Below are 25,972 nucleotides of genomic sequence, written 5' to 3' on the forward strand. Positions count from 1 at the left end.
GTTTCTACGGATATTTTAACACTTTTCCCTCATTATCTGGCTCTTTTTTTGTTTCCTTTTACTCTGTTTCTCCTTTTACTCTGCCCCGATACACATTTTCTTCTTTACCTGCATTTACTTTTACTATTGACCTCCATTTTTTAACATTTCTCAAAGAAAAAGTCTGCCCGGATCCGGGCAGACCACCGCTGTTTCAGAATTGCGTTAAATTGACGACCCATTTCTCTTTCCGCACTAACGAATAGGCGATCACCAGCTTCAGAATATCCGTCATCTGTCCGATGACATACAACACCAGAATATCAACGCCGGTAAAATAGGTGAAGCAGCAGATCAGCGGAATGTTCACTGTCCACATATAGCCCGAATCCATAAACAGAGTCGAACGCGTATCGCCGCCGGCGCGCAGAATGAAGTAGCACTGCGTGTTTCCCATATAAATCCAGAACATCACCGACATGATCCGCAGCACGTCCACCGCAACCTGCTTGGCGGTAGGCGACACCTGATAGAAATGCGGAACGACAAACGAAGAACCAAACATCAGAACCGCGAACAACAAGGAAAGCATGACGCTGAAGCCCAGCAGCTGATAACCATGATCGCGCGCTTCGTCCAGCTTGTTCGCACCCAACGGCTGCGAAACCAGAACCGTCGTCGCTGCGGCCATCCCGCCGAACAGCACGAAGAAGATATCGCCGATCGTATTCGCAATCGAATAACCGGACATGACCTCCGGTCCGCGCGTCGCATAGAACTTGAACAACGTCGCCATTCCCAGCGACCACATGACTTCGTTGAGCGCCAACGGCGCCGCCTTGATCAGAATGCTGCGGGCCAGCTGACCGGGAACGTGGAACAGCTGCGCCAATTTGGTTTTAAACGGCAGATCCAGCTTCGTCAATACGATCAGCAGCACGGCCGCTTCCAGCACCCGGGCGATCAACGTCGCGATCGCCGCGCCCTCAACGCCTAAGCGCGGAAAACCGAAATTCCCGAAGATCAGACAATAGTTCAGCACCGTGTTCGTCAGCACCGCCCCGGCGCTGATCACTAACGGAATTCTGGTTTCCCCCACCGCCCGCATCGCGCTGGAAATCCCCAATGACAACGCCATCGGCAAAAACGTAAACGCCGCAATCCGCATATAGGCGCTGCCCAGCTGGATGATCACCGGGTCGCTCGTAAAGAAATGCACGATCCCCTCTGGCGCTAAAATCCCCAGAATGAAGAAAGGAATCATGATCGCATACGCGCTTAAGATCGAGAACCGGAACGATTGCTTCATTCGTTCCTCATCCCGCGCTCCGAAGAACTGCGCGATAAAGATCGCCGCGGCCGCCAGCACGCCGTTGGTCCCATAGGTCGCGATAATATAGAAACGATTGACCGCCGCGACGCCGCCCAGCGCCGCATCCCCCAGCTGGCCGACCATTAAATTATCGACAAGGTTAACCGAGCTGGTGATCAGCTGCTGCATCATCAACGGGACCGCCACAGCCAGCGCCAGCTTGTAAAACTGCCGCGTTCCGAAAAACTTCGAGAATCTTTTTTTCATTTTTCCCTTCCTCCCTCTTTGAAATCAATGGTATCAGTTTATCATACTTTTCAAAGAAGGTCATCCTTCCCTTGAAGCAAACAGAAAAAGCCGCGGTTTCAGCTTCCTGCCGCTCTCTTCCGCCGCTCTTTCCTTTTCTGATAGAAAATTGTTTGAATTTCCGGCTTTTGCCGGACTACCGTTTGATTCCTCAGGCTTACGCTCAGCCTTCCAGATCCTTCAGGAACTGATCGCACGCCTGATCAAAGCTTGAATACGTCTGAATTCCGTTGGCTTTCAAGCCGCCGATCACAAACGCGTTGTAGCCGATCGGACAATCCAGTCCGAATGCCTGATTGCGTCCGATCCGGGAATCGGAGTACACCGGGTACAGCTGGATCGGCTTGCCGCTCAGCTTCTTTTCCAACAGAATGCCCAGCGCCATATGGCTGCCGGTATCTTCATTCGCCAGATCCAGGAACACGTGCGTCGCTTCGCACTGGAAATGATAATCGGCTTCAAAGATCGCTGCCGGCGTCGACGCGCCGCCTTCGTTTAAAGGCAGGTCGATCGGATTGACAAGCTGAACATCGACATCCCGCTTTGCCAGTTCCTGACGCAGCCGTTCCCCTTCCTTCCGGCGCTGATATTGATCGGCTTCGGTAAACAGCGGGCCGACAAGATAGACCGTGATCATTCCTGCACCTCACCCAGCGCCCAGTCGATATAGCTCTGCATTTCAGCGATCGTTTTCAGATGGGCTTCGCCCTTGCCGCGGTCATGACTGCCCAGCGCCAGCACGCGCAGCAGCACCGGATGATCGCTCTGGTTGTTTTCCTGCAGTCTCGCGGCCATTTTCTTGCCATGATACGGCGGCACGTTGTTATCACATTCGCCAGTCTGGATATACGTTGCCGGATAAGCGACCGGGTGGATGTTGTGATATGGAGAATAGGAAAGCATGTACGAAAACAGCGCCGGATCCATCGGATCGCCGTATTCGGTGATATACATCGGTCCCCGGTCATCGTTGCGGAAACGGATCATATCGGTATGCGGCACCGAGGCGATGACGCAGCCCCACAGATCGGGCCGCATCGTCAGCAGCGCGCACATCAGCAGTCCGCCGTTGGAACCGCCGCAGATCGCTGTTTTCTCAGGGCAGGTCCAGCCTTCCTGCTGGATGCGCTCAGCGGTCGCGATAAAATCGGTGAAACAGTTTTTCTTGTTTGACAGACTTCCCCCTTCATGCCAGCGGGTGCCGTATTCGCTGCCCCCGCGCAGGTTGATGCTGACATAGATCCGGCCCTGGCTGACCCAGTCGACGATGTCCAGATCGACAAACGGATTATTATAGGAAGGCAGGATCGCGTTGTTGTAGCCGCCGTAGCCATACATCAGCGTCGGGGTCTTTCCCGTTTTCTCCAACCCCTTCGGCATGACGGCAAAGGCCGGGATGCGCTCGCCGTCCGGAGCCTCAGTGAAAATCTGCCGGACTTCGATATCCGCCGCCGTTTTGGGATTCGGCTGATACAGCACGCTCAGCTGATCGCCGGTCAGCTTCAAAAGCATCGGCGAATGGACAAACGATTCAAATTCCAGAATCAGCGAATCGGATTTGCGAATTCCGCGCCCATTCTGCATGGCCAGCGTGCACGCGCCCCATTGGCTCGGCAGCGACAGATCATGGACCTTCTTTCCTTCAGCGTCCACCACGCGGACGAACGACGCCGCATCTTTTAAATAGAACAGCACCAGCTGATCCCCTTGACGGATCGCATCTTCCAGCTTCATTTCACATTCTGCGACCAGCGTCCTGCCTTCCGCCAGCGTCTGGCCTTGCTTCACAGCGATCAGACGCCCCAGCGGCGCCTGAGACTGGGTCAGGAAAATCAGCTCCCCGTTCAGCGTATCGACATAGGTGAACGCACCTTTTATGTTCGCGCTGACAGAGACAAATTCGCCGTTGTCCTGCTGCACAAAGATCACGGTATCGGCATAATTTTCCATCACTTCCGCAACGACCGTGGCCCCGTCGGCGGAACAGGCCAGACGTACCAGCACGGCGTTTTCACGGTAATCAAAGCAGGTTTTAATTTCATCCGTGTCGCAGTCATAACAACGAACATGGTTGACGTTCAACCCTTTTTCCGGATCGGCGTCGGCGTCGGAATACAGAATCCGGCGGCCGGTCTTATCCCACAGCGAGTAGAAAATCCCGTCCAGCTTGCGGATCAGCTTGTTTTCCTTTTGATCGACGACCAGCACGCACGGGCGGCCAGCCCCGTCTTCCAGTCCGGTATAATAAATCAGATCCGGATCCGTAAAGGACGGATTGGCCGTAAACACCGTAATCGTTTCCGGAATCAGGCTCAGATCCGCTTCCCGGATTTCTTTAAATTCCTTGTCCAAAACGACCAGCGTACGCGTGCCGTCCGCGTTGGCCCGGGTTGCCCAATAGCCCTCCGGCGTTTCCGTGACGGCGGTATAGCTGGCGTAAAACGGCCGCGCCTGCAGCTGTTCCTTTTTCTTCGCATAGCCCGGCAGCGTGCTGAAAAACTGATCGGTCAGCGCATTTTCCCTGGCGACCCAGCTCAGCACCGCGGGATCCTTCGGCTGTTCCAGTCCGATATACTCGTCCTTCATCGTCACGCCGAAGCGGGTTTCGGACCAGTCGGATTTTTTCCATTGCGGATAATTCATAACTCTGTTTCCCTCCTTGAAATTTCATTGATCTCATTGTACCACAATGCGCGGGGAAAAAGGATCCTCTTCCGCCGCCGAACACGTCGTCATCGTTTCTTAAGAAACCTGTCATAGACCTTCACAAAGCGTCATGGGGAAGTAAAGAACTTAAGATCTTTTCCTTTTATACTGAAAGTGACAAACAAGTCACCGGAGCGGCCATGGGAAAGTCATCTTCCGGTGGCATAATAAGGGAAACTTCAAGGAGAGTGAATTGTATGAGCCGACGTCGAGTTACGGAATTTCTGCCTTTTCTTCTGCCGCTGCGCAGAAAGCAGAAAATCTGGTGTTTTTATCAGAAAATGAAGCATGACGGGAATCGTTATGCGCGCAGGCAGGCCGAAGAACGGCTGCCGTATATCCAATATGAATGTACGCAGGGATTAATCAATCCTGACAGCGGGTATGATATTCAATATCAATACAACAAGGCCCACAACCTGAAGGTGGTCTCCCGCCGCATGCAGCAGCTGATCATCGAACCGGGCGAGGTGTTCTCGTTCTGGCAGCTGGCGCGGGGCGCCGATCACGATGATCCCTATCTGCCGGGGCTGGGGCTGCACGATGGTAAAATCGTACCGGTCCATGGTGGCGGGCTGTGTTTTATGAGCGAACTGTTATATTGGATGGTGCTGCATACGCCGCTGACGGTGATCGAGAAGCATCCGCATCTGGTCATCTCGCTGCCAGCCAATCCGAATGCAGAAATGCCGGCGGGGATCGACGCGACGATTCAGGAGGGCTGGAGCGATCTGAAATTCCGCAACGATACGGATCAGCCGTTTCAGCTGATTCTGGACTTTGACGAGGATTCCGTTCACGCGCAGTTCCGATGCGCACAGCCGCCGCGCTGCCGCTACGAGGTGACTGGTTCCGCGCTGACTTATTCGCGAAAAAAAGGACAGATCTTCCGCACACAGGATATTGCGCGCACGATCTACGACGCGCACAGCGGTGAACTTGTGCGCAAGGAAGCCTGTTACACCAGCCGCAGCCGGATCGATTATCCGCTGCCGCCGGAAACTGAAATTATCGAGGAGGACTAAATCATGAACGAAAAATTGAACGTTGCCGTCCTGTTTGGCGGCAGCAGCGACGAATACCATGTTTCTTTGCATTCCGCGGCGGGCGTGCTGCGGGCACTGGATCCGCAGCGGTACACAGTTGTAAAAATCGGCATTGATCCTCAGGGCGACTGGTTTCTCACAAATGCAAGCGCGGCGGAAATCGAAGCAGATCAGTGGCATACAGCATCGGATCTGCGTCTGCAACTGACCTTGGCGCGCAGTGACTTTGAATTAAAAAGTGAAAACGGTGAAACCGTCGCAGTCGACGTCTTCTTTCCGGTCCTGCATGGCCGCAATGGCGAGGATGGAACGCTTCAGGGCATGCTGGAATTGTTCCACATTCCTTTTGTCGGCTGCGGCATGGATGCTTCGCTGCTCGGCATGGACAAGGCGCTCAGCCATCAGCTGGCGCGGCAGAACGGAATCGAGGTCAGTCCGTTCGTCGTGTTCGCTTATTCTGAGATCGATCAAAAGCGAGAATCGCTGAAACGGCTGCATCTGCCCTGCTTCGTCAAACCGGCCCGCGGCGGTTCCTCGATCGGCATCACCAAGATCAACGCTTGGGAAGAACTTGACGACGCCTGCGCGGCAGCGGCCGAACATGACAGCCGGATTTTAATTGAAGAAGCCGTCGAGGGTGAGGAAATTGGCTGTTCCCTCCTTCAAACCTGCGACAGCCTCGTGACAGGTGCGGTCGACCGGATTCATTTAAACAGCGATTTCTTCGATTATGAAGAAAAATATGTCGATACCCACGCGCAGGTGGAATGTCCGGCGCAGCTGCCGGATTTCATCAGCGAACAGATGCGCTGTCTGGCACGGAAGTTGTGGGAAATCCACCATTGTCAGGGACTGGTGCGTGTGGATTGTTTCCTGACCCCGGACCAGCGAATCGTGTTTAATGAGATCAACACGCTGCCGGGCATGACCGCGACCAGTCGCTATCCGCGCATGATGGGACAGGCGGGTATTCCCTTTGAAACGATTCTGGACACGTTAATTGAAGACGCTCTGCGGCGGGGGAGGATCGCATGAACTGCGTACGGCTTGTCAACCGGGAACATCGTCTGGAAGCGGATGAATCTTACTGGACCCGCGAGCTGGTCTGGATTGATGAAAACACTCAGCTGCAGCCAGTCTGCGCCCGCGCTTTAAACGCCTGGATTACCCATTGTGGCGGGGAAAACGAAGTGACGTTTGTCAGCGGCTGGCGCAGTTATGATCAGCAGCGAACACTCATGAGCGAAACGGAAAGTGAACGGGGATGGGATTACGCGCATCAGTTCGTCGCCGAGGTGCGGGCCAGCGAACACCATACCGGACTGGCCATCGACCTGGGCATCGCCGGCAAGGATCAGGATCTGATCTGCCCGGATTTCTCCGGTCCTCTGGCGGATCGGATGCGGGAATGCGCCGATCAGTTCGGCTTTATTTTCCGTTACCCCAAACACAAAACAGAAATTACCGAAATCAGCGAAGAACCCTGGCATTACCGTTATGTCGGACTGCCGCATGCGCAAATCATCGCCGATCACGACTGGGTGCTGGAGGAATACGCCGCTTTTCTTAAAGCTTATACCAAGACCAACCCCTATCGCTATGATGACGGGCAACGCCGCTGGCAGCTGTGGACGCAGCCGCTGGCCGAAACGCTTCCGCCCGCTGAAAACACGTCGATCGAAAGCTCACAGCTGGATGAAACGACTTGCTTATTCGTCGAAGCGCTGGATCCTGAGCCAATTCCGGAAGGCCGGGATAGGGCCTGGGTCGAGCTGGACGGGATCGCGCTGCGGCACAATTTGACGATCTTGAGAAAAGCCATGGCGCCGCAGCAAGAAATCATGGCGGTCTTAAAAGCCAACGCTTACGGACATGGTCTGGAGCCGACCGCGGATTTCCTGAGCCGGCAGGGCGTCCGGCATTTCGCCGTCGCCACCGTTGAGGAAGCCAAGGTGATCCGGGCGATCAATCCGACCGCGGAGATTCTGATCTTAGGCTATGTTCCACCGCAGCGGGCAGCAGAACTGTCGCGTCTGCATCTCTCCTTAACCTTAACCAGTTACGATCAGGCCTGTCAGCTGGATCAGACCGGCTGTCCGATCAGCGCACATCTGCCGGTGGACAGCGGGATGCACCGCCTGGGTGAAACCGCGGAGGATCTGGACGCCATCGCGCGGTACTATGCGCTGCCTCATCTTCAGATTACCGGCCTTTATTCCCATCTTTATGAAGCGGATAACCTGAGCGCTGAAGCCATTGCGCATACCCGGGGGCAGATCGAACGGTTCTTTCACGTCGTGGACGATCTGAAACAGCGGGGAATCGATCCGGGCCGCGTGCATCTGCAGGGCAGTTATGGATTTCTGAATTATCCTGAGCTGCGGTGTGATCTGGTTCGATTTGGAATCGCGCTGTTCGGCTGCATCGCCTCATTCCGATCCCGGATGGCGCTGGATTGGCGGCCCGTTGCTTCCGTCCACACCCGGATTGCGGCGTTGCGGCCGTTGAAAAAAGGGGAGGGCGCAGGGTACAATCATGCCTGGGCCGCTCCTTGCGATACGACCGTCGCGATTCTTTCGATCGGTTATTCCGATGGTCTGCTTCGCAGTTCCTCCTTCCAGGGGGCAGAAGTTCTGATTCATGGACAACGCCGTCCGATCGTCGGCGCGATGTGCATGGATCAATGTCTTGTGGATCTCGGCTCTTTGCCCGCAGCTGTCGGGGATGAAGTCATCGTGATCGGCAAACAGGGAATGGGCCAAATCTCCGCACTGGAAGTCGCAGAAAAAACTGGAACGATTGTTCCGGAAACGTTAAGCATGCTTCGTGGACGAATGCCGCGCATTCTGGTTTAATCCGCGGCGTGGATCATAAGAAAAACTCGCTGGCAAACGGCTTTGTCCTGATAACTTCCCTTCAGGCAATCACGCTGCTTCGGCGAGTTTTTTTAATTTTTCGTCTTTTCTGATCTGAATTCAGATTGTTTTCAGCAGTTTTGGATCAAACGATGGGATTCGCACCCAGCACGTCGATCTGCCGGACTCTCACCCGGCGGTACATGACGGCACTGAACACCATGCACACCGCTTCAGAGATCACAAATGCCAGCCACAGCGCGTTCAGCCCGCCCCAGGTTGAAAGCAGCCAGGCCAGCGGCAGCACCAGGATCAGCTGACGGCCCAGCGACACCCACAGCGAAAGCATGCCGTCGTCCAGCGCCTGGAAGATTGAGCACAGCACGATCGACACCCCGGCAAACACAAACGACAGCGAGATCGTCTTGAGCGCCGGAATGCCGATATCCAGCATCTCGGCGGATGCGTTGAACATTCCCAACAGGGCCTGTGGAAACGCCTGAAAGATCAACGTTCCCAGCGCCATGATCATCACCGCGGCGATCAGCGAATACCGCGTCGCCTGGTAGATCCGTTGTTTTTTCTGCGCCCCGAAATTGTAGCCCACAATCGCGATCAATGCGCTGTTCATCCCCATGACCGGCATGAAGATAAACTGCTGCAGTTTGGCGTACACGCTGTAAACCGAAATCGCCAGTTCCGAATACGGCATTAATATCATATTCATGCCCAGCGTCATCACCGACGCCACCGACTGCATGATGATCGCCGGGAAGCCGACCGAATAGATCTGGCGGCAGGTTTCCAGAGAAAACCGGAAATGATTCAGACCCAAGTGGATAAACGGAATCTTCTTATGAATGATCCACGCCCCCAGCACCATCGCCAGAATCTGCCCGGCTACCGTGGCGATGGCCGCGCCCATGATGCCCATTTCCGGCAATCCGAACAAGCCGAAGATGAAGATCGGATCCAGAATGATGTTGACCAGCGCTCCGATGCCCTGCATGACCATGTTGTAAATCGCGTTGCCGGTCGCCTGCATGATCCGTTCCATCACAATCTGTACGAACACGCCGAAACAGAATACCGTGACGATTCCCATATACAGCGCCGCCTGCGAAGCGATCGCTTCGGAGGTGGTAAACAGATTGGCGAACATCCGCGCTCCGCCTAAACCGAAAAGCGCAAACACCGCCGCGCTCAGCAGCGCCAGAACGACGCCGTGCTGCGCAGCCTGATTTACCTCTTCCATCCGGCCTTCGCCCAAGCGCCGGGCCAGAAGTGAATTGACGCCGACCGCGGTGCCGACCGACACCGCGATGATCAGCATCTGAATTGGAAACGCCAGCGATACCGCCGCCAGCGCGTCTTGTGAATACCGTGCGACAAACATACTGTCAACAATGTTGTAGCAGGCCTGAATCAACATCGAAAGCATGATCGGCAGCGACATCGCCGTCAACAGCTTCTTCATCGGCATCGTCCCCATTTTATTCTCCATCCTATTCCTCCTTCAAAATAAAAAACCACTCTGTGTTTTTTAGAGTGGTTTTGCCTCACTGATTTTTTGATTCCCTTTTTCGTCTTTCCCGCAGGCATTCCTGAGGGTCCGACCGGGATTAGTTTACGCTTTCCTGATCCGCTTGTCAAGCAGATTTCTTTCCGTCAGTCCGTTTCCCCATCTGCCTGCCACTCCTGTTGACGTACCTGCCAGAACTGCCGGTCCTTGTCGGTGACAGGCCGCAGCACGCGGCAGGGATTCCCGGCCGCGATCACACCGTCAGGCAGATCGTGGGTCACAACGGAACCGGCGCCGATCACAACCTCATTGCCGATCGTCACGCCGGGATTGACGATCACATTGCCGCCGATCCAGACAGAATTGCCGATTGTAATCGGCTTGCCATACTCCAATCCGGTATCCCGGACCTCCGCGCTCAGCGGATGCGCCGCGGTGTACAGACACACCCGCGGTCCCAGCATGACATGATCGCCGATTGTAATCGGACACACATCCAGAAACAGACAATCATAATTTGCAAAAAAATGATCGCCAATTTCAATCTGACTGCCGTAATCACACCGAAACGGCGGCATGATGACCACGTCTTCGCCGACGCTGCCCAGCAGCTCCTGCAACAACGTCTCGCGTTCCTCCTGCTGATCCTCTGCGGTCATGTTATAACGCCGGGTTAAGCGTAAAGCCCGCTGATGATCCGCCGTCAGCTGCGGATCCTGCGCGGTATACAGTTTCCCCGCCAACATTTTCGCCTGTTCATTCATCGTCGTTTCGTTTCCTTTCTTCGCTTTTCCTGTGCGCTTATTGCAGCGCAAGACCGTTTTAAGGAAAAGCGGCAAGATTCTCTTATTTTCCCGGGTTTTCCCAGGGATGGCAAGATGCTGCCCTACGCGCTTCAGTTTCAGAAGCGGCAACTGAGCCTGTTTGCGCGCCTGTTCAGTTTGCTTTCGTTTTAGAAGTCCACATTGGTGAAATCATCTCCATCGTCAAGCATGACGTGCGACTCCTCGTTGATTTTCTGCATCGCCAGCGTTAGCCGCTGCATGAACAGCTCGCGGTCTTCGTCCTCAAACGCCTCCGCCATCAGCGCCGCAAAATGCATGATGATCGCATCCGCTTTCCCGCAAACCTGCCGGCCATACGGCGTCGTTTTTAAATGCAGGCTGCGGCGATCCTTCTGTTCGATCTCCCGCTCGACAAAATCATTGCGCACAAAATAACTGATAATTTTGGTGACGTTCGATTTCGACATCCGGAAGACTGCAGCCAGCTCGCCCGGTTTTACGCCTTCATGTTTTCGGATATACTCCAGCACCTTTAAATAATGAGGATTGATCCAGTTTGCGATCTGTTGATCGATTGACTGCGTATACGTCGTACATAACGCAGAAAGCAGCACGTAATATTGTCTCTCTTTCGCTTCCATCCGCAGCCCCCTTTCGTCTTTCTCATTGTACCGCACATCCGAAGAAAGGAAAATCCCTCTTGTGAGAATCCGCAGAATTTTCGTGATTTTTCACTTGTGCTGGCGGCTGAATTCGCTGTTCGAACTTCAGATTAACGTGGATAAACGATCTGATTGCGGCCTCTGGCCTTTGCCTGATACAGCGCTTTATCCGCTTGTTGATAGAGCGTCTCAAACAGGCAGCCCGCTTTGGCATAAGCACAGCCGGCGCTGACGCTCAGCCGGTCGGTCGCCGACAGCCGAATGTCCTGAACCCGCCGCCGCAGCTCTTCACAGCGGATTCGCACATTCTCCGCCTCACTCTGGCGAATGTAGACGAGAAACTCATCACCGCCCGGCCGGCCGACAATTTCGCCGCTGAACACTTCCTGTAAAAGTTGGGCCACCTGCCCCAGCACCTGATCCCCTGCCCAATGACCATAATTGTCGTTGACTTCCTTGAAATGATCAATATCCAGAAGAATTAAAGCACCGGTCTGTTCCGACCGCAAAACCGCCAGTTCCGCTTCCACCTGTTTGCGCGAGGCCTCAGCGTTGAGAATATGCGTCAGACTGTCGCGCTCTGCTTTTAAGCGCAGCCGTTCTTTCTCTTTAACCTGTTCGTCGATGTTGTTCAGCCGCCCGATCACATAGACGCAGCGCCCACTCGCATCCGTGATCGTCTGCATCGCGATGCGGAACCAGTGCGGCTGTTGCTGAGGATCACTCAGCGCAAGATCCCTTATCGTCTTTCCGCCGCTTTCCGTTTCCAGCAGCCGCGCAACTTCCTGCCTGATCTTCGCGTAACGGAAGTCCGTGTGCGGCAGCTCGCGCATCTGTGCTGATTCTCCCGCAGCTTTCGCAGCCGGATCAAAAATCATCAGCTTCCGGGTTTTGATATCAAATTCAAAGAACAGGTCGTTGACCAGCTGGAATACCTGAAGATGTTTTTCCAACTCCAGCGAAATCTCACGATTCATTTTCGAGCGCTGATGGCCGGCATACGCCAGCACAAGGATGATCAGCAAGCCGACCGCGCTGATCAACGTCACCGCCGTCAACGAATTCTCACGGATAAAATCCGTCAACGTCATCGTGTGATGGAAAACTGTATTCTTATAAATCAGCGACTGTGTTTCCTCATCGCTGGTCGACAGAATCACTTTGTTCAAAAGGGTCAGCAGCTCCTGATTGCCGCGGTTGGCGACGCCGAAACAGATCTCGTGCGTCTGCGCGGTCAAAGGGATCAGCCGCAGGTTGTTATATTTGGGCTGATTCAGATAATACTGCGCCGCATAGCCGTCGGCGATCGTGTAATCGGCCTGACCCTCATATACACTTTCCACGCAATCCTGCATCGAAGCGCAGACATGCGTCAGCGCCGTGTCTTCCCCATCAACCAATCCGCTGTTTTCGCTGAGAGCCATGACCTTGCCGCTCAAATTGGTTTCGTCAATGCGTTTGTTCAAAACCGCGACAAATTGGGAATTCAGATAGACCCGCGTCATTCCGAGGTTTCGCTTCTGGGCCAGATCATAGTCATAAGTCATCCCGGCGATCATTTCCACTTCGCCCGCAGCCGCCATTTGATCCAGCTGCGCCGTCGAGTCTGCCGGAACAAATTCAAACGTCAGGCCGGTCTTTTCGCTGATTGAGCGCAGATAATCCACGGCAATCCCGGCCGGCTGGCCCTGATCCTCAAATTCCAGCGGCGGATAATCACGCAGATAGCCCACGCGCACGCTCTGCGTCTTATCAATATACGCTTTCTCACTGTCCGAGAGCACAAGCCGGTTGGTTAAATTCCCGAAATACTTTTCTTCCAGCCGCGTGGAAAAGTAGGGATCCGACTGTTCAATGTTCTGCAAAGCATAGTTCAGTTCCTTGATCAGACCGCTGGTGTCCTTTTTGGAAGCGATGAAATAATACGGTTTGGGGGCAAAACGGGCGATTGTCCGCAGTCCTTCGACCCGGTCAGCGCTTGTTTTCAGCACCGCGTCCGCAGCTTTGTTTTGCAGCAGCTCCAGAACATTCTGATCATCGTTATAATAAACCAGCCGGGGATTGATCTTATTGATTTCACAGAATTCAAGAAATTCGTTCTTCCGGGCAACCGAATTTTCATGAATGGCGACCGTCAGATCCTGATCGATCCGCGAATCAATCACGATATCCCGCGTATCTTCCGCCGACACCTGCAGCACCGTTTCCACCATGCCGTAGCTGTATGCCGAGTAGTCATACTTTGCTTTCATGGATTCCGAGTACATCATCCCGCCCATTAAGTCGATCGTGCCCTCCGCCACCTGATCCATCAAAGCCAGAAGATCGTCGTCACTGTTGGAGCCGATGACAAATTCATATTCCCATCCGGTATACTGTGCGATTTCCTGTAAATATTCGTAGGTGTAGCCGCTCATTTTGCCATTTTCATCAATTTGCGTCAAACCAGACTGAAGCGGATAGGCAATCCGGACAACACGTTTTTTCTGAGCCTGCACGGCAGGAAAATCCCACATAAAAAAGAGCAGAAAAATCATTCCGATTTTTCCCCAGAAGGATGCTTGTTTTTTCCTCGTAATGCCCGCTGATTTCATTCCTTCACTCCTTGCCGCTGATCTTCGCAGATGATTTAAGATCCAATTTTATTCGCCGCCGATCAGGCTTTGTTCGCCTGTTTTCGCAGTTATAATTATTTATTCTCAATAACTTTTAGTATATCAAATATTTTGCGTTCCGGCAATCTGAGCCGAGAAATCCAGAGCTGGATTTAAGTAAAAACAATATGAATTCAGTACATAAAGACACATCCTGCTTTTTGAGCCGCCTCTGGTGATTCGCGGATGCGGCTGTTCCTCAGCCGCCTTCCTTTTTTCCAGCCGATCAGAATTTATTGGAAGACAGCCTCGCTTGGCGCTGGATCTTCCACTTTGGCATAAGATGCAACCCGCGCAGAAGAAAGCCGTTCTTATAACACCCGGCAATTTCTTTTCAAGCTCTGTTTTTTATACAGTGATCTGTTACTCGTTCTCCCCCTGGCGGCTCATGAATTTCTCTCACGTTGATCCCGCTTGAGCAGATCGGGAAGCTTCATAATTTAAGATAGGGTGCTCTGGATTTTATTGGTATAATAAAGTCAGAATCAAAAAGATTTCCGCTCTCCCGTTGGAAATTCAAGCGAAAGGAGACTTATGAAAAACAGATTACGCCGCTTTATGACGCTATGCTTCTCCCTTGCCTTGTTTGGGGCAAGCGCCGCCAGTTCTCAAAGAATACTGGCTGAAACCCCGACAGAACCGGATCGGACGATGGGCGCCGTCTTCGACACCCCTTACCGCCATACTCTGCAGTCGGATTATGCGGCGATCCGCCAATCCGATCTCAGCGAGTGGACGGACACCGTCTGGCAAAACGATGTGCTGGACGCTAAAGTCACGGTCTGGGCAGGCAGTCAGCCGCTGGAGCAGGTGGAAATCCGCTGCGATGATTTCAGCAGCGGCAATCACCGCATCAGCGCGGAAAATGTTGATATCCGCTGGCTGTGGGAAACGCTCGCCAATATCGGCAGTGGGGATCCGGAAGCCCCCATCATCGCTTATCCTGACGTGATCCATCAAGGCGGACCCACGTCGATCGAAGCTCAGCAGCTCAAATCCGCCTGGATCTCGCTGACGATTCCCAGGGACACTGCCCCTGGCGTCTATACCGGGACGCTGAATGTCACTTCCGCCAATCATTCTCCCGTTCAGCTGACGCTGACTTTTGAAGTTCTCGATCTGACCGCGCCGGACCCGCAGGCAGGAGCGACGCAGGTTGAACTGTGGCAGCATCCCTACACAACCGCCCGCTATTATGGGGTAACGCCGTTTAGCGACGCACATAAAAATTACCTGCTTGATCAGCTGCGGGAATATGCGCAGATGGGCGGGCGCGGCGTGATTGCCACGATAGTGGAAGAAGCCTGGAACCACCAGTCCTATGACAGTGATCCGTCGATGATTCACTGGACCCAAACTGCGGATGGAACTTTCAGTTTCGATTATACCGATTTTGATCAGTGGATCGAACTGGCCATTGAGGCAGGCGTCCTCGATCCGCAGACCGGCCGGGGACAGATCAAAGCTTACAGCATCGCTCCCTGGGGCAACATTGTCACTGTTGTTGACGAAGCAAGCGGCACTTCCCGACGGCTGACGCTGACGCCCGGCAGCGATGACTGGCAGGCAGCCTGGACGGCGTTTCTGGAAGATTTCCTGCGGCACACGGTGGAAAAGGGTTGGTTTGATCTCACGTATATTTCGATGGACGAGCGGGAAATGGAAGTCCTGCAGCCCTGCGTCGAGCTGATAAAAGGGATCCGCAGCGAGGCTGGGAAATCCTTTAAAATCGCCTCGGCGATGAATTATTCCGACCTGGACGATGATGCGTTTCTGGATCGGATTGACGATATTTCCGTCAGTTTGATCAACGTCAAGGACAAGTCGGACGCGATGCGGAAGCTGGCCTTGCATCGTCAGGAACAGGGCTTGTTAACAACGCTCTACACCTGTACCGGACAATATCCCAGCGCCTACACAATCTCCGATATGGCCGACACCGCCTGGACGATGTGGTACACCATGAAGCAGGGAACCGACGGCTTCTTAAGGTGGTCATGGGACGGCTGGGTTGAGGATCCGCTGACCGATGTATCCTACCGCACATTTGAGCCGGGAGATCCGTGGTTGATTTATCCTGCGGAACGGGATTCAGTTGGCGATCATTTTTACGAATCGCCGCGGTATAAAATGTTGAAGCAGGGCATTCGGGATATCAACAAAGCCAAACTACTTCAAAGCTTATCTGCGGAATCCGAAGCAGCCGTGGATCAGTTAGTTCAGTCGCTGAAACGGCCGAAGATGAAAATCGACCGCTATGGCAGCGCAACCTATGCTCGAAATTCTGATCGTGAGCTTGTCCAGAGCGAAGTGCTGCGAATGCGGAAAGGGATTGATGAGATCGCGAAGTCGTATCTGCAAGCGCTGGTTGTTCCGATTACCGGCATGGAATGCGGAGCGTCAATCATCCTGCGAGTTGGGAAAACCAGCGAAATTGCCATCGAACCGCTTCCGTACAACGCCAATCCGGTGACCTGGCGATACCACAGCAACGACGAGACGATCGCCACCGTCGATGAAACCGGATTGATCAGCGCAAAGAACCCGGGAACCACAACAATTCTTGTGCAATGTGAGGAAAATGATCAGATCGAGAAAGAGATCTCGCTCATTGTCCTCGATCCTTCGCAGGCTCCCCGCAAACGGACGTCGGTTTCCGCCGATCTGAAACTGCGGATACAGAAAATCCTTCAGGCCGCCGCAGCGGCAGAGAGCCATCCTTAATCGCATGGAAAACAAGAGGCTGGAACGCTTTGATTTTGATCTTTTGCGTTCCAGCCTCAATTTCAGTTATAGCCTGTCTGGCATCAATCCACACTCTTCATAATTCTGCACACACAAACGATAGGAAAGATGGGGAAAACTTCTTCCGATTTTCAAATTTCCCATAATAATCTCCAATCCGTTTCACTATCCCCCATTTGGAAAGCGGCAGCTGTATAAAAAGCAAGGTAAAAGGCGGTTTCATCGGCTAACTCATAAAACACCAGCGCAAACATGTGAATTGAGAAATTTAATTCAAAAATAGATCAAACAAATCCCTGATCGACGAGCTGGTTGAGATGGGTATCAGGGTAGTCCTTATTCTGCATTCTCCGATGGGATTGGATTTGAAGCTGAGAAGGCAGAGTGATCATTAAAATTACAATCACGTAAATAAAGTAAAATGAAACCACAGAGGTTGCTTCCATAAATTCAGCTTTGGATGAAACTGGCTCTTACTTATAAAAAGTTTTGATGTCTTTCCCGGCATCTTTGTGATTTTGAGCGGAAGAACAAAATGGCCATGGAAATTTCCAAACAGTTATCCAGTCGATATGTTTGTTTCTATCTCATAAAGATTAGTTAAATTAACGATGATTTCAAAAGATTTCTTTGTAATCGTTACCCTTGGTTCATCACAACCTAATTGCATCAATAATTTTCTGACGATATATAACCCTTGACCTGAATTACCATTACTTCTAGAAAAATCCCCTGAATAAAAACGATCAAAAATCTGTAAAGAATCCAGACTGGAATCTTCTTTGATCGAGTTTTGGATACTGATAATCAGCTGTTCATCGTTGAAAATTAAATTTATGTTCAGATTCCCAGCAGTTGAATGAACAGCGTTAACAATGAGATTTTGAAAAACTCGTGTTAGCGCCATTTTATCGGAAGCGATGAAAATTTCTTCTTCTATTCAATGAATTTCTGGAGTTATCTTAACTTTCCAGAAAATCAGTTAATATTTGACAAATTGCTTTGTCATCTTCTGCGATCAATATACGACTCATCTTTTTTGACCTCCGATTATTTAAAACATAACGTTTAAGCAGGTGCTAATTTCGATGACAATGAAGTCCTTTCTGATCAAATGCAGCCTTTATTGAAAGATTTTATTTGTTGCTTCGACTCTTTCCAACCCTAACAGCTTAAATATGAAGCTAACAACAAAGAATAGATTGCCGATACCCGCTTTAATGGCCGTCCATCTCCTGTTCATCTATGATCCGCAAACTCTATTTTCCTGATCAACTTCTATTTTTAAGTTTACTTCATTTCTAATCTTATTTATAAACAACGATCCCTATTCAACGAAGAACTGGCAGCCCTATCCTCAGCGTGCCTCACACAGGCTCTTTATAAGCTCCTTTATTTACAAAAAAGGGATGCGCTACTTTCAGCGATATCCCAATAATCTCATTAACATGTATTTAAGGAAATTATTAAGATATCCTCATTATTAAAGTATCTCTGGAATCGCGTGTTTGATCTAAACTTGTGATTTATCTAATTAAAGAATATAATTAATATAGAGGTGAAAAAATATGTTGAATAGACAAGATTTTTTTAGGACCTATTGGAATTATTATTTAATGCTAGAAAAAAGATTTAGTACAACTTTGGATTATGTTGATTTATCTGAATCTAATTATCAAACTTTTTCTAACGAATACGCATCACTTATTTTAACTATTGGTTCAGAATTAGATAATTTCTTTAAAGAATACTGTAACATTAATCGTGATCATGGAAACATGAAAGAATATATAAGATATCTACAACAAACAGATCCTAATATAAAAGACGAAATTATACATACAAAGGAAAGATATATTGATATATGTCCATTTAGCACTATAAATGAAAGTCAACAATTATCGTGGTGGTATGCTTATACAAGTATTAAACACAATAGAACAGAATCATTTCAGAAAGCATCTCTTGAGAATTGCTTAAATATTTTAGCAGCTTTATATTTATTAGAAAACAATATGTTATTAAAGATTGCTAAAGAAACAAATGAACTTGATATTCCAAATTATCCTTCTATTTTGTTCTATACAAATAAACAAACAAAATACACTAGCATGTCTGAAGTAGTATTCAAAGAAATACAAACTTATCAATAATAAATAATACTTCTGTAACTATATTCAAAATCAAATTATTAAGATAGTAATAGCTAATATTTGTTTGAAAATCAGAGAGGAATAGGAAATATGTTAAAACGAGTTCTTTGGATACTACTGTTAATTTTATTAACAGGATGTGAAAAGCCTGTTGAAATACACCCCTCTATTTCAGCTAAACCTAGTATTACTCCTATGCCCTCTATTTCTGATAAAACTCCATATGATTTCCCAAAGGGTGATATCATTTTTAAAGACATACTTCCCAATACTGTTGTGGCGCTTACTTTGCGGCAAAGTGATATTGGATCACATGTCTTTGTGACCCTTAATAAGCAAGCGGCAAAGCAATTTTTAGAGTTAATTCAAAATCATAAAATGAGTACGGATTATGAAATTGTTCATGGTGCCGGAGGCTATAGTATTATTATGACTATTACTAATGACGAAAATGAACAATACTTTTATAAAGAAGTTACGGTTGAATGTACTATTGAAATGAAAGTAAACGGTGATTCTATTTTATATGGTTATCTTACAAGTCAAGACCCAATTATAGAATCCGCTATGAATCAGTATTTTGACGGAGTATTAGTTACATTTAAGACTGACAGCGGTGTTTTTAGCCTTGTGCCACTACTTATTGAGAATGAAAATTATACAATAACAGGAGAATATTATGATGGATGGATACCACCATATAATTTTATAAAGGATTATGACTTTATTTCAGATGGTTTTACTGCATATGAGAATGGCCAAGAAATAGAGCGTTTTCCAAAAGAAGTAGGTGAACATTATATAATCCTCGAAAATGAAATTGGGAAATATCAGCTGAAATATTTTGTACAATAAATAAGGGCACTTTAAATTATTTCGGGGTATCACATAATTGAGAACAAATTAGAAGTGGGGATTACGCCCCCAAATCAGATTGACATGGAAGATAGAAAACCCCGAGATAATGTATATATTTCCTTATTCAAGACAGGTACTTTTTTATCCTGTCTTTTTATCTGCTTATTGATCAATTCTTCTTAAATAATATGTACCACACACTCTAATTCACTATGTATGAGATATTGGTTAATGCTTGAAGTTCTTTCATTGCTTTTCTATTTATTAAGAAATATGATTGTTGCTATTATTACCGTCTTGGCATTATCTGCACCATTACCTATTACAGCCTATTCTGGCAACTAAGCTAATTTATTATGATGAGCGTTCTTTCTCCTATCAATACATGCATTCTTAAATTAGTTAATTTCCTGACAGAATACGCAAGCTCAATTTAGTAATTTAGCAAAAGGATATGGTAGTAACTATTAGAAAGACATCTCCAACTTCTTCTAACGCTTCCGAGTATCTAATATATTTTCGTTTCTGCTTCATACTTTTCCTCTAAAATTCATATTACTGTTCAGATGTTTTCCCAACATCTTCAATCAAATCTATAATTGGTTTATTTTCCTTTAAATCTATATGTTGTATTAAATAAACTTACCAACAATAGGTCTACTGAATATAGGTCAAATCGCCTACCAAAAATATTTTTTCCTTCATTTCTGATTTTTTCTGAATTATCGCTTATTTCATAGTTATGTAACATTATAATATTCATTTTATGCTTTAACTGCGCTGTTTTCCTGTATTTTTACTCTGTTTTATTAGCACATAAATTCCATTATCTTCCACTAATTTATTTTTAATAATATTGACTTAGGAGCTAACGCGTTTTGCACGTTTAGATTTAGGATCTAATGCCTCAAAACAAGTAGATTTTTTTCATTGTTTTGAATTTATTTATGAATAAGAGTGCTTAGATACCTAGTCCATGTTGATCATATCTTTGGATATCCTCGCAAAGGCTCTTTTTAAGAATCCTGCAACACAAAAAAGGGATATCGCCAAAACCCTTTTGTTAAGAACTTTTTCGCACTTTTCAGTGCCCGATATCCCAATAATCACACAAACATGTCTTTGAGTGATGATCAGAATATCAATAGCTTTTTTATTGCTTCATGAGTCATCATCCTGACTCTGCTTCCGTAAACCTCTGACAGCTCTCCCACATTTAAAATAAAAGCTAATAAATCCTTTTATACTTTATTGTTTTTTACCATTTTCCACAAATTATTTGACAGAATACGTTTGCTTAAAAATTTTTATGAGATATAAAGATTAGTTAAATTAACGATGATTTCAAATGATTCCTTCGTGATATTTACTGTTGGTTCGCCACAGCCTAATTGTATCAGTAATTTTCTGACAATATATAACCCCTGACCGGAATTGCCATTACTTCGAGAACAATCTCCCGAATAGAAACGATCAAAAATCTGTGTAGAATCCGGGCAGGAATCTCCCTTAATCGAATTTAGGATACTGACCCTCAGCTGTCCGTCGTTTAAAATTAAATTGATGTTCAGTTTCCCAGCAGTCGAATGCACTGCGTTAACCATGAGATTTTGAAAAATCCGCGTCAATGCCCATGAATCGGAAATGATGTAAATTTCTTCTTTTGTTAACTGAATTTCTGGCGTAATCTTGTTCTTTTCAAACAAAGAATAATGATCTAATAAAACATCAGTAATGAGTTTATTCAGTTCGATTTTCTCATTTTTATAAGAAAATCCTTGATCGTCTAACAATGAGATCTGATAAAAGTCATTGATCAGCTGTTCTAAACGCAGCGTTTTTGCCTGTAAAGCTTCAATATAAACCGGCCGTTTATCGTCTGCGGCCTTTTGCATCAACTCTAAATAGCCTCGGATGGAAGTCAGCGGCGTCCGCAGATCATGAGATAAACAAGTAATATTCTCTTTTTGCTTTTCCTCTTTTCTCTGTACCTGACCCAAACTCACTCTTTCACTTTCTACAATTTTATTGATCATTTCTGTCATTTTTTCCAGATCTTTATCCATCAAGGTTATCGTTATATATTTTTGTGTTTCTCCGCTTAGAATCTCCTGCAGCTGCGTACTTATTTCACGAATCTGTTTTTTCCAGCAGCTGTATTCAAAGCCCAAAGCGATCAAGATTGATAGAAGAAACGCGAAGATAAATATCACGGCCATGGTTTCGTCTCTACTTAATTTCTTTTCTGTTAACGAGAATACAGCCGACGATCAGCAGCAGCGTGCTGCCTGCTAAATACCATGGCAGATAACCAATGATTCTCACGATGTTGGACGAGCAGATATTCATCCAGTAAAACATCGGGTTTGTATAAACGTAATATCGTAATAAAGGAAATAAGGTTTCCATACTCGCCCAGGACATCAAGTACACACATGCGCCGCTGAAGATATAAATGCAGCTGACACCGGTTACGATACTCATATTGGAAACTAAAACGCATAACAAGAGTATCAAACAATTCATGGCCAGAACAACAAGTCCGTTAATCGCCGTCCACTGGACGAGCTGTATGATTTCCGATATACTCATCAGGTATCCCGATTGGATTGTTTCCAGAACAAAAAAGCTAAAGATAAAACCGAAATACATCAAAATCGAAACAGACAGAATAATTACCGTTTTTGAAAAATAGATAATACGGCGATCAATTCCATAAGCAACAGATAATTTTATCGTTCCGATTTCATATTCTTTATTAAAAAAAGTAGCCGTAAATAAGACGTTGACCAGCCAGAAAAAAGCAGTATAGCCCAGACAGGATTGCGCCACGGTTTCAAAAGTAGGTTCCGCCATGGATAAATAGCTTTTTGCCTGAAATCCAATGTCCAGCAGCATGCCTTCTCCAGACCCCATAATCGTCATTTCGCCAAAGATTAAGGATAAAAACAAAATGAGCACGCAGCCGATAATGAAACCAAGCAAGGATTTAGAATGGAGCAGCCGATATAATTCTGCATTTAAATAATTTCGCATTGTTTTTCTCCCGAGATTACTTTCATATAGTAACTCTCCAAATCTTCACCTTTGCATGTCAGCTGATATAAGGTTATATCATTTCTTCCCAGCATCGAGGAAATTAGATCCGGTTTTTCCAGATAATCATATAAACAAATCGAATGATCCGGCAGAACTCTGAAATTACTCGTATGCATTTCTACTTCTAATAATGAAGCCGCTTTGGCTGTGTCGCTCACCTTCAAAAACAAATGTTTCTGACATCGTTTTTCTAATTCTTTGGCGTCGATTTCCTGCAGTAATTTTCCATGGCTCATAATACCGTAGCAGGTCGCCAGCTGATTCAGCTCTGACAGGATATGGCTTGAAATCAAAAAGGTAATCCCACGCTCTTTATTCAGATTTTTTAACAAATTTCTAAGTTCTAAAATTCCCACGGGATCTAACCCATTGATCGGCTCATCCAGCACTAAAAATTCAGGTGTCCCTAATAACGCAATCGCTAGCGCTAGCCGCTGCCGCATTCCCAAAGAAAAATTCTTTACTTTTTTCTTTCCGGCCTGTTTCAGATTCACCAAGGCGAGGACGTGATCAAGACTTTCTTTTCCAGGGATTCCACGCTGCCGCCGCTGAACTTCCAAATTTTCCATCGCAGTCATCTCCGGGTACAAAGAAGGTCCTTCGATAATGCAGCCCATCCGCGATCGCTGCGCCGCTATGTTTTTTCCCTGACAGCCGAATAAGCATAACGTTCCCGAAGTGGGCTTGGCCAGCCCGGTTAATAAGCGGATCAACGTCGTTTTGCCAGCGCCGTTTTCGCCAATCAATCCGTAAATTTCGCCCCGTTTCACGGTCATATTCACATGATCGAGAACGTTGACCTGGTTATAGCTTTTTGTGATATTTTCAGTTTGAAAAATTACTTCATTCATCTCATCATTTCCTCCGCATTTAAGTATCGCAGAGAAAGATCAAGAAGACCTTAAGATAAAGCTAAAGACTCTCTAAAGTTCAATCCTTGTTAAATCGATAGCCTAATCCCCATATCGTTTCTATCCGCCAGCCTTCTTCGCCGAGCTTTTTCCGAATATTACTGATATGTGTGTTCATGACGTCATTATCCCGGGCAAAAGCTTCATTCCATACCGCTTCATAAAGATTCTGCTTCGAGAAAACCTTATTGGGATATTTCATTAACAATTCTAAAATTTGATATTCTTTCGCCGTTAAAGAAAGAATATTATCGTGAATGGTTACTGATTTCGATTGCGTATCCAAGACTAAATCTCCGCTGACAATCCGCATTTCCGGAAGTGTTTTCTGATTTCGGATTAGACAGCGTTCAATCCGCGCTAACAATTCTTCCAAATTGAAAGGTTTTGTGACGTAGTCATCCGCACCTAATCGCAGCAATTCAACTTTTGTCAGCACCAGATCTTTCGCGGATACAATGATGATCGGAATATCAGAAAATTTCCTGATTTTACAAAGAATTTCTTCTCCGCTGACATAGGGCAGCATTAAATCTAAGATTACCAGATCAAAAGACTCCTGGTTAAAAACAGACAAGACATCCATTCCAGAAAAGCAACAAACAGTTTTATAATTATAGCTCTCCAAAAAATCAGTTAATATTTGACAAATTTCTTTATCGTCTTCTGCGATTAATATACGACTCATTTTCTGACCTCCTGTGATTTAACCCTAACGATCAAGCAGGCGTTCATTTCCAAGCAGTGAAATCGCGGCCTTGCTGAAAGCGTACTTGATTGAAAGACTTTCTTCGTTGATTTGACTCTTTTCAATCCTAACACCTTTACTCTAAATAGGACAACAAAAGAATCGAATAGATTGACCAGTATCCCCTCAATGTCCTGGATCTATATAATAACAATCCAGTTCCTCTATAATCCAGAAACCCTATTCCCCTGATTAACTTTCATCTTTAAATTCCCCTTCATTTCTAATCTCGTTTATAAATGACGGTTCGCATTCAGTCAGGAACTGGTATTCTTTTCCTCAGATATTCCAACTCCGGTTCTCTTAAGGTTTCTAATATGCAAAAAAGGGATCCGCTATTTACTGCGATATCCCAATAATCTCATTAACATGGTGGAAAAAATTTTAATACATCCGAACCTTTATCTTATCCCGTCTTACATGGCTGTTATTGCAAGCAGCCATGCAGCATATTAATATAAGGAAAAGACACAAAATAAAAAATCCCCACCCTCCGGCATTGGAAGGTGGGGTGTTTGCTATTTAAGAGGCAGCTGTTTGACTTTTTCCAGTGCTGTTTTGACTGTGCCATTACCGCCGAGCGCTTTATAAGGCTTGTTGAGCTCCTCAAGCTCCTCGAGGTCGTCGGTGGTCACGTATCCACGCTGGATGATGTAGGTACACTTTTGTATAAGCCTATCGTGGAGCACGGCTTGGACACCAAACTTCATATTTTGGTTATCAGCCAATACTTTTTTAAAATTTTTTTGGATCGTCTTATAGAGCATTGCGAGGATGCCAACGATACAAGTCCAGCCAAGCTCCATGATGTGCGTAGAGATAAACTCAAGCATTAGGCTTACTCCTTATCAGACTTATCCTGCTTGGCAAAATAAAAGGTTACGATCATCGTAACCAATGGCACAAACTGCTCCGCAGATACCATCTTACCAAAAAAGCCGGCTACCATTGCGGCCACCATGATGATGGAGATGATCGATTTCAGATCGACCAGCTTTGAGATGCGTTTTTTGATGTCTTCCATGTTTTAGTTTCCTCCTCCTAGTCCTTCAGGACTTCAATTCCATAAGTAACTGCGCAATCATGCTCAATCCGGCATCCCCGCGCGTCCTGCCATTCTGGAGCAAAGTAGGCGCAATCTGCATCCGCAAGCATCCAGAGTGACTTGGAAAGGTACTGTAACGGTTTTGAGCACTCCCCAAAATCATCAAAGTAAGTGTCCAGGACCTCATGATCGCCTATAGACGCCTGGATTTCTTCGATAATTCGATTTCGTTCCGTGAGGATTTCGTCTTCTGTTTTTCCTCTCATCGGCTGACTGATAAATACTTTTTTCATAAGTTTAGTCCTCCTACTCAAAATAATCTTTATCAAAAGCAAACCACAGGCCGTCCCCAGTCAAGCACCACGGCTCTGCAGCGGACGTATATTGGTTTTTACCTTTATTCTGAATATCAACCACCTTGACGTTTTCGCCCGGCTGTAAATAGCTTACGATTGCTCCTGATGGCGCTGATGACCTCAGCGGATACCCTTTTGAGGTGCTGGCTTTAGTGCATTTAAAGACCATCGTCTGGCCTGTTGGGATTACAGGCACATCTGGATCCGGATCTGGCTGTGCATCGATCTTG

General features: G+C 47.5%; 22 protein-coding genes. 6 read left to right on the top strand and 16 right to left on the bottom strand.

The features are described 5' to 3' along the window. Nucleotides 1-193: 193 nt before the first annotated feature. The 3 genes from I2D94_RS15805 to I2D94_RS15815 all read right to left on the bottom strand — a co-directional run bounded on the left by I2D94_RS15805 (nt 194) and on the right by I2D94_RS15815 (nt 4,240). Nucleotides 194-1,558: an MATE family efflux transporter gene (locus I2D94_RS15805; protein ID WP_195397615.1), complete on the bottom strand. Its 1,365-nt coding sequence runs from the start codon at nt 1,556-1,558 to the stop codon at nt 194-196. A 202-nt stretch (nt 1,559-1,760) separates the two neighbouring features. Then, nucleotides 1,761-2,234 carry a hypothetical protein gene (locus I2D94_RS15810; protein ID WP_195397616.1) on the bottom strand — a complete coding sequence of 158 codons (474 nt, stop codon included), beginning with the start codon at nt 2,232-2,234 and terminating at the stop codon, nt 1,761-1,763. Continuing rightward, a complete protein-coding gene (locus I2D94_RS15815; protein WP_195397617.1) occupies nt 2,231-4,240 on the bottom strand; it encodes a prolyl oligopeptidase family serine peptidase in 2,010 nt (669 codons plus the stop codon). The genes I2D94_RS15810 and I2D94_RS15815 overlap by 4 nt, the downstream gene beginning before the upstream one ends. 260 nt (nt 4,241-4,500) lie before the next feature. Here I2D94_RS15815 and vanW point away from each other — a divergent pair, with 260 nt between their 5' ends. From vanW to alr, 3 genes are read left to right on the top strand one after another with little or no spacing between them, the layout of a single operon-like run. After that, nucleotides 4,501-5,328 (top strand): glycopeptide resistance accessory protein VanW, encoded by an 828-nt coding sequence (vanW, locus tag I2D94_RS15820; protein ID WP_072683898.1) that lies wholly within the window; start codon nt 4,501-4,503, stop codon nt 5,326-5,328. A 3-nt stretch (nt 5,329-5,331) separates the two neighbouring features. Continuing rightward, a complete protein-coding gene (locus I2D94_RS15825; protein ID WP_195397618.1) occupies nt 5,332-6,384 on the top strand; it encodes a D-alanine--D-alanine ligase family protein in 1,053 nt (350 codons plus the stop codon). Further along, complete coding sequence (gene alr, locus I2D94_RS15830) at nt 6,381-8,204, top strand: alanine racemase (protein WP_195397619.1); 1,824 nt, start codon at nt 6,381-6,383, stop codon at nt 8,202-8,204. Before I2D94_RS15825 ends, alr begins: the two co-directional genes overlap by 4 nt. Before the next feature lie 145 nt (nt 8,205-8,349). Here alr and I2D94_RS15835 read toward each other — a convergent pair whose 3' ends face one another. From I2D94_RS15835 to I2D94_RS15850, 4 genes are all read right to left on the bottom strand, one after another. Continuing rightward, nucleotides 8,350-9,708, bottom strand: a complete 1,359-nt coding sequence (locus I2D94_RS15835) for an MATE family efflux transporter (protein ID WP_195397620.1) — start codon at nt 9,706-9,708, stop codon at nt 8,350-8,352. A 164-nt stretch (nt 9,709-9,872) separates the two neighbouring features. Continuing rightward, a complete protein-coding gene (locus tag I2D94_RS15840) occupies nt 9,873-10,490 on the bottom strand; it encodes a sugar O-acetyltransferase (RefSeq protein ID WP_195397621.1) in 618 nt (205 codons plus the stop codon). A 188-nt stretch (nt 10,491-10,678) separates the two neighbouring features. Beyond that, a complete protein-coding gene (locus tag I2D94_RS15845; RefSeq protein ID WP_072683902.1) occupies nt 10,679-11,152 on the bottom strand; it encodes a MarR family winged helix-turn-helix transcriptional regulator in 474 nt (157 codons plus the stop codon). Nucleotides 11,153-11,283: 131 nt separating this feature from the next. Then, nucleotides 11,284-13,710 carry a transporter substrate-binding domain-containing protein gene (locus tag I2D94_RS15850; RefSeq protein ID WP_195397622.1) on the bottom strand — a complete coding sequence of 809 codons (2,427 nt, stop codon included), beginning with the start codon at nt 13,708-13,710 and terminating at the stop codon, nt 11,284-11,286. Nucleotides 13,711-14,361: 651 nt separating this feature from the next. Here I2D94_RS15850 and I2D94_RS15855 point away from each other — a divergent pair. Next, on the top strand, nt 14,362-16,551 hold the full coding sequence (locus I2D94_RS15855) for a glycoside hydrolase domain-containing protein (RefSeq protein ID WP_229056918.1): 2,190 nt from the start codon (nt 14,362-14,364) through the stop codon (nt 16,549-16,551). 580 nt (nt 16,552-17,131) lie between these two features. Here I2D94_RS15855 and I2D94_RS18730 read toward each other — a convergent pair. Then, nucleotides 17,132-17,479, bottom strand: a complete 348-nt coding sequence (locus I2D94_RS18730; RefSeq protein WP_195397623.1) for an ATP-binding protein — start codon at nt 17,477-17,479, stop codon at nt 17,132-17,134. A 661-nt stretch (nt 17,480-18,140) separates the two neighbouring features. Here I2D94_RS18730 and I2D94_RS15865 point away from each other — a divergent pair. Both I2D94_RS15865 and I2D94_RS15870 read left to right on the top strand, forming a co-directional pair. Further along, the gene (locus I2D94_RS15865; RefSeq protein ID WP_195397624.1) at nt 18,141-18,725 is read left to right on the top strand and encodes a hypothetical protein; all 585 of its coding nucleotides are present in this window, start codon (nt 18,141-18,143) and stop codon (nt 18,723-18,725) included. A 90-nt stretch (nt 18,726-18,815) separates the two neighbouring features. Continuing rightward, complete coding sequence (locus I2D94_RS15870) at nt 18,816-19,580, top strand: hypothetical protein (RefSeq protein WP_195397625.1); 765 nt, start codon at nt 18,816-18,818, stop codon at nt 19,578-19,580. Between the two features lie 1,310 nt (nt 19,581-20,890). On the opposite strand, the gene I2D94_RS15875 is transcribed toward I2D94_RS15870, so the two are convergent. From I2D94_RS15875 to I2D94_RS15910, 8 genes are all read right to left on the bottom strand, one after another. Next, complete coding sequence (locus I2D94_RS15875) at nt 20,891-21,802, bottom strand: HAMP domain-containing sensor histidine kinase (protein ID WP_195397626.1); 912 nt, start codon at nt 21,800-21,802, stop codon at nt 20,891-20,893. 10 nt (nt 21,803-21,812) lie between these two features. Further along, nucleotides 21,813-22,619 (bottom strand): ABC transporter permease subunit, encoded by an 807-nt coding sequence (locus tag I2D94_RS15880; protein ID WP_195397627.1) that lies wholly within the window; start codon nt 22,617-22,619, stop codon nt 21,813-21,815. Continuing rightward, on the bottom strand, nt 22,604-23,533 hold the full coding sequence (locus tag I2D94_RS15885) for an ABC transporter ATP-binding protein (RefSeq protein WP_195397628.1): 930 nt from the start codon (nt 23,531-23,533) through the stop codon (nt 22,604-22,606). The genes I2D94_RS15880 and I2D94_RS15885 overlap by 16 nt, the downstream gene beginning before the upstream one ends. Nucleotides 23,534-23,612: 79 nt before the next feature. Beyond that, a complete protein-coding gene (locus I2D94_RS15890; RefSeq protein WP_195397629.1) occupies nt 23,613-24,281 on the bottom strand; it encodes a response regulator transcription factor in 669 nt (222 codons plus the stop codon). A gap of 578 nt (nt 24,282-24,859) precedes the next feature. Next, nucleotides 24,860-25,174, bottom strand: a complete 315-nt coding sequence (locus I2D94_RS15895) for a hypothetical protein (protein ID WP_139248523.1) — start codon at nt 25,172-25,174, stop codon at nt 24,860-24,862. A gap of 5 nt (nt 25,175-25,179) precedes the next feature. Further along, the gene (locus I2D94_RS15900; protein WP_195397633.1) at nt 25,180-25,365 is read right to left on the bottom strand and encodes a hypothetical protein; all 186 of its coding nucleotides are present in this window, start codon (nt 25,363-25,365) and stop codon (nt 25,180-25,182) included. Between the two features lie 17 nt (nt 25,366-25,382). Then, nucleotides 25,383-25,679 (bottom strand): DUF4406 domain-containing protein, encoded by a 297-nt coding sequence (locus I2D94_RS15905; RefSeq protein ID WP_195397630.1) that lies wholly within the window; start codon nt 25,677-25,679, stop codon nt 25,383-25,385. 13 nt (nt 25,680-25,692) lie between these two features. Beyond that, nucleotides 25,693-25,972, bottom strand: a 280-nt coding sequence (locus I2D94_RS15910) for a hypothetical protein (RefSeq protein ID WP_195397631.1), incomplete at its 5' end; no start/stop codon positions are given.

This window comes from Holdemania sp. 1001302B_160321_E10, assembly GCF_015552275.1.
In the GTDB taxonomy this organism is placed as follows: Bacteria; Bacillota_I; Bacilli_A; order Erysipelotrichales; family Erysipelotrichaceae; genus Holdemania.

Coding starts and splice junctions, on each gene's coding strand:
- I2D94_RS15905 (WP_195397630.1), bottom strand. CDS start 25,679: ATGAAAAAAGTATTTATCAGTCAGCCGATGAGAGGAAAAACAGAAGAC.
- I2D94_RS15900 (WP_195397633.1), bottom strand. CDS start 25,365: ATGGAAGACATCAAAAAACGCATCTCAAAGCTGGTCGATCTGAAATCG.
- I2D94_RS15880 (WP_195397627.1), bottom strand. CDS start 22,619: ATGCGAAATTATTTAAATGCAGAATTATATCGGCTGCTCCATTCTAAA.
- vanW (WP_072683898.1), top strand. CDS start 4,501: ATGAGCCGACGTCGAGTTACGGAATTTCTGCCTTTTCTTCTGCCGCTG.
- I2D94_RS15840 (WP_195397621.1), bottom strand. CDS start 10,490: ATGAATGAACAGGCGAAAATGTTGGCGGGGAAACTGTATACCGCGCAG.
- I2D94_RS15825 (WP_195397618.1), top strand. CDS start 5,332: ATGAACGAAAAATTGAACGTTGCCGTCCTGTTTGGCGGCAGCAGCGAC.
- I2D94_RS15850 (WP_195397622.1), bottom strand. CDS start 13,710: ATGATTTTTCTGCTCTTTTTTATGTGGGATTTTCCTGCCGTGCAGGCT.
- I2D94_RS15835 (WP_195397620.1), bottom strand. CDS start 9,708: ATGGAGAATAAAATGGGGACGATGCCGATGAAGAAGCTGTTGACGGCG.
- I2D94_RS18730 (WP_195397623.1), bottom strand. CDS start 17,479: ATGGCGCTAACACGAGTTTTTCAAAATCTCATTGTTAACGCTGTTCAT.
- I2D94_RS15885 (WP_195397628.1), bottom strand. CDS start 23,533: ATGAATGAAGTAATTTTTCAAACTGAAAATATCACAAAAAGCTATAAC.
- I2D94_RS15815 (WP_195397617.1), bottom strand. CDS start 4,240: ATGAATTATCCGCAATGGAAAAAATCCGACTGGTCCGAAACCCGCTTC.
- alr (WP_195397619.1), top strand. CDS start 6,381: ATGAACTGCGTACGGCTTGTCAACCGGGAACATCGTCTGGAAGCGGAT.
- I2D94_RS15855 (WP_229056918.1), top strand. CDS start 14,362: ATGAAAAACAGATTACGCCGCTTTATGACGCTATGCTTCTCCCTTGCC.
- I2D94_RS15810 (WP_195397616.1), bottom strand. CDS start 2,234: ATGATCACGGTCTATCTTGTCGGCCCGCTGTTTACCGAAGCCGATCAA.
- I2D94_RS15845 (WP_072683902.1), bottom strand. CDS start 11,152: ATGGAAGCGAAAGAGAGACAATATTACGTGCTGCTTTCTGCGTTATGT.
- I2D94_RS15870 (WP_195397625.1), top strand. CDS start 18,816: ATGTTAAAACGAGTTCTTTGGATACTACTGTTAATTTTATTAACAGGA.
- I2D94_RS15875 (WP_195397626.1), bottom strand. CDS start 21,802: ATGGCCGTGATATTTATCTTCGCGTTTCTTCTATCAATCTTGATCGCT.
- I2D94_RS15895 (WP_139248523.1), bottom strand. CDS start 25,174: ATGCTTGAGTTTATCTCTACGCACATCATGGAGCTTGGCTGGACTTGT.
- I2D94_RS15805 (WP_195397615.1), bottom strand. CDS start 1,558: ATGAAAAAAAGATTCTCGAAGTTTTTCGGAACGCGGCAGTTTTACAAG.
- I2D94_RS15890 (WP_195397629.1), bottom strand. CDS start 24,281: ATGAGTCGTATATTAATCGCAGAAGACGATAAAGAAATTTGTCAAATA.
- I2D94_RS15865 (WP_195397624.1), top strand. CDS start 18,141: ATGTTGAATAGACAAGATTTTTTTAGGACCTATTGGAATTATTATTTA.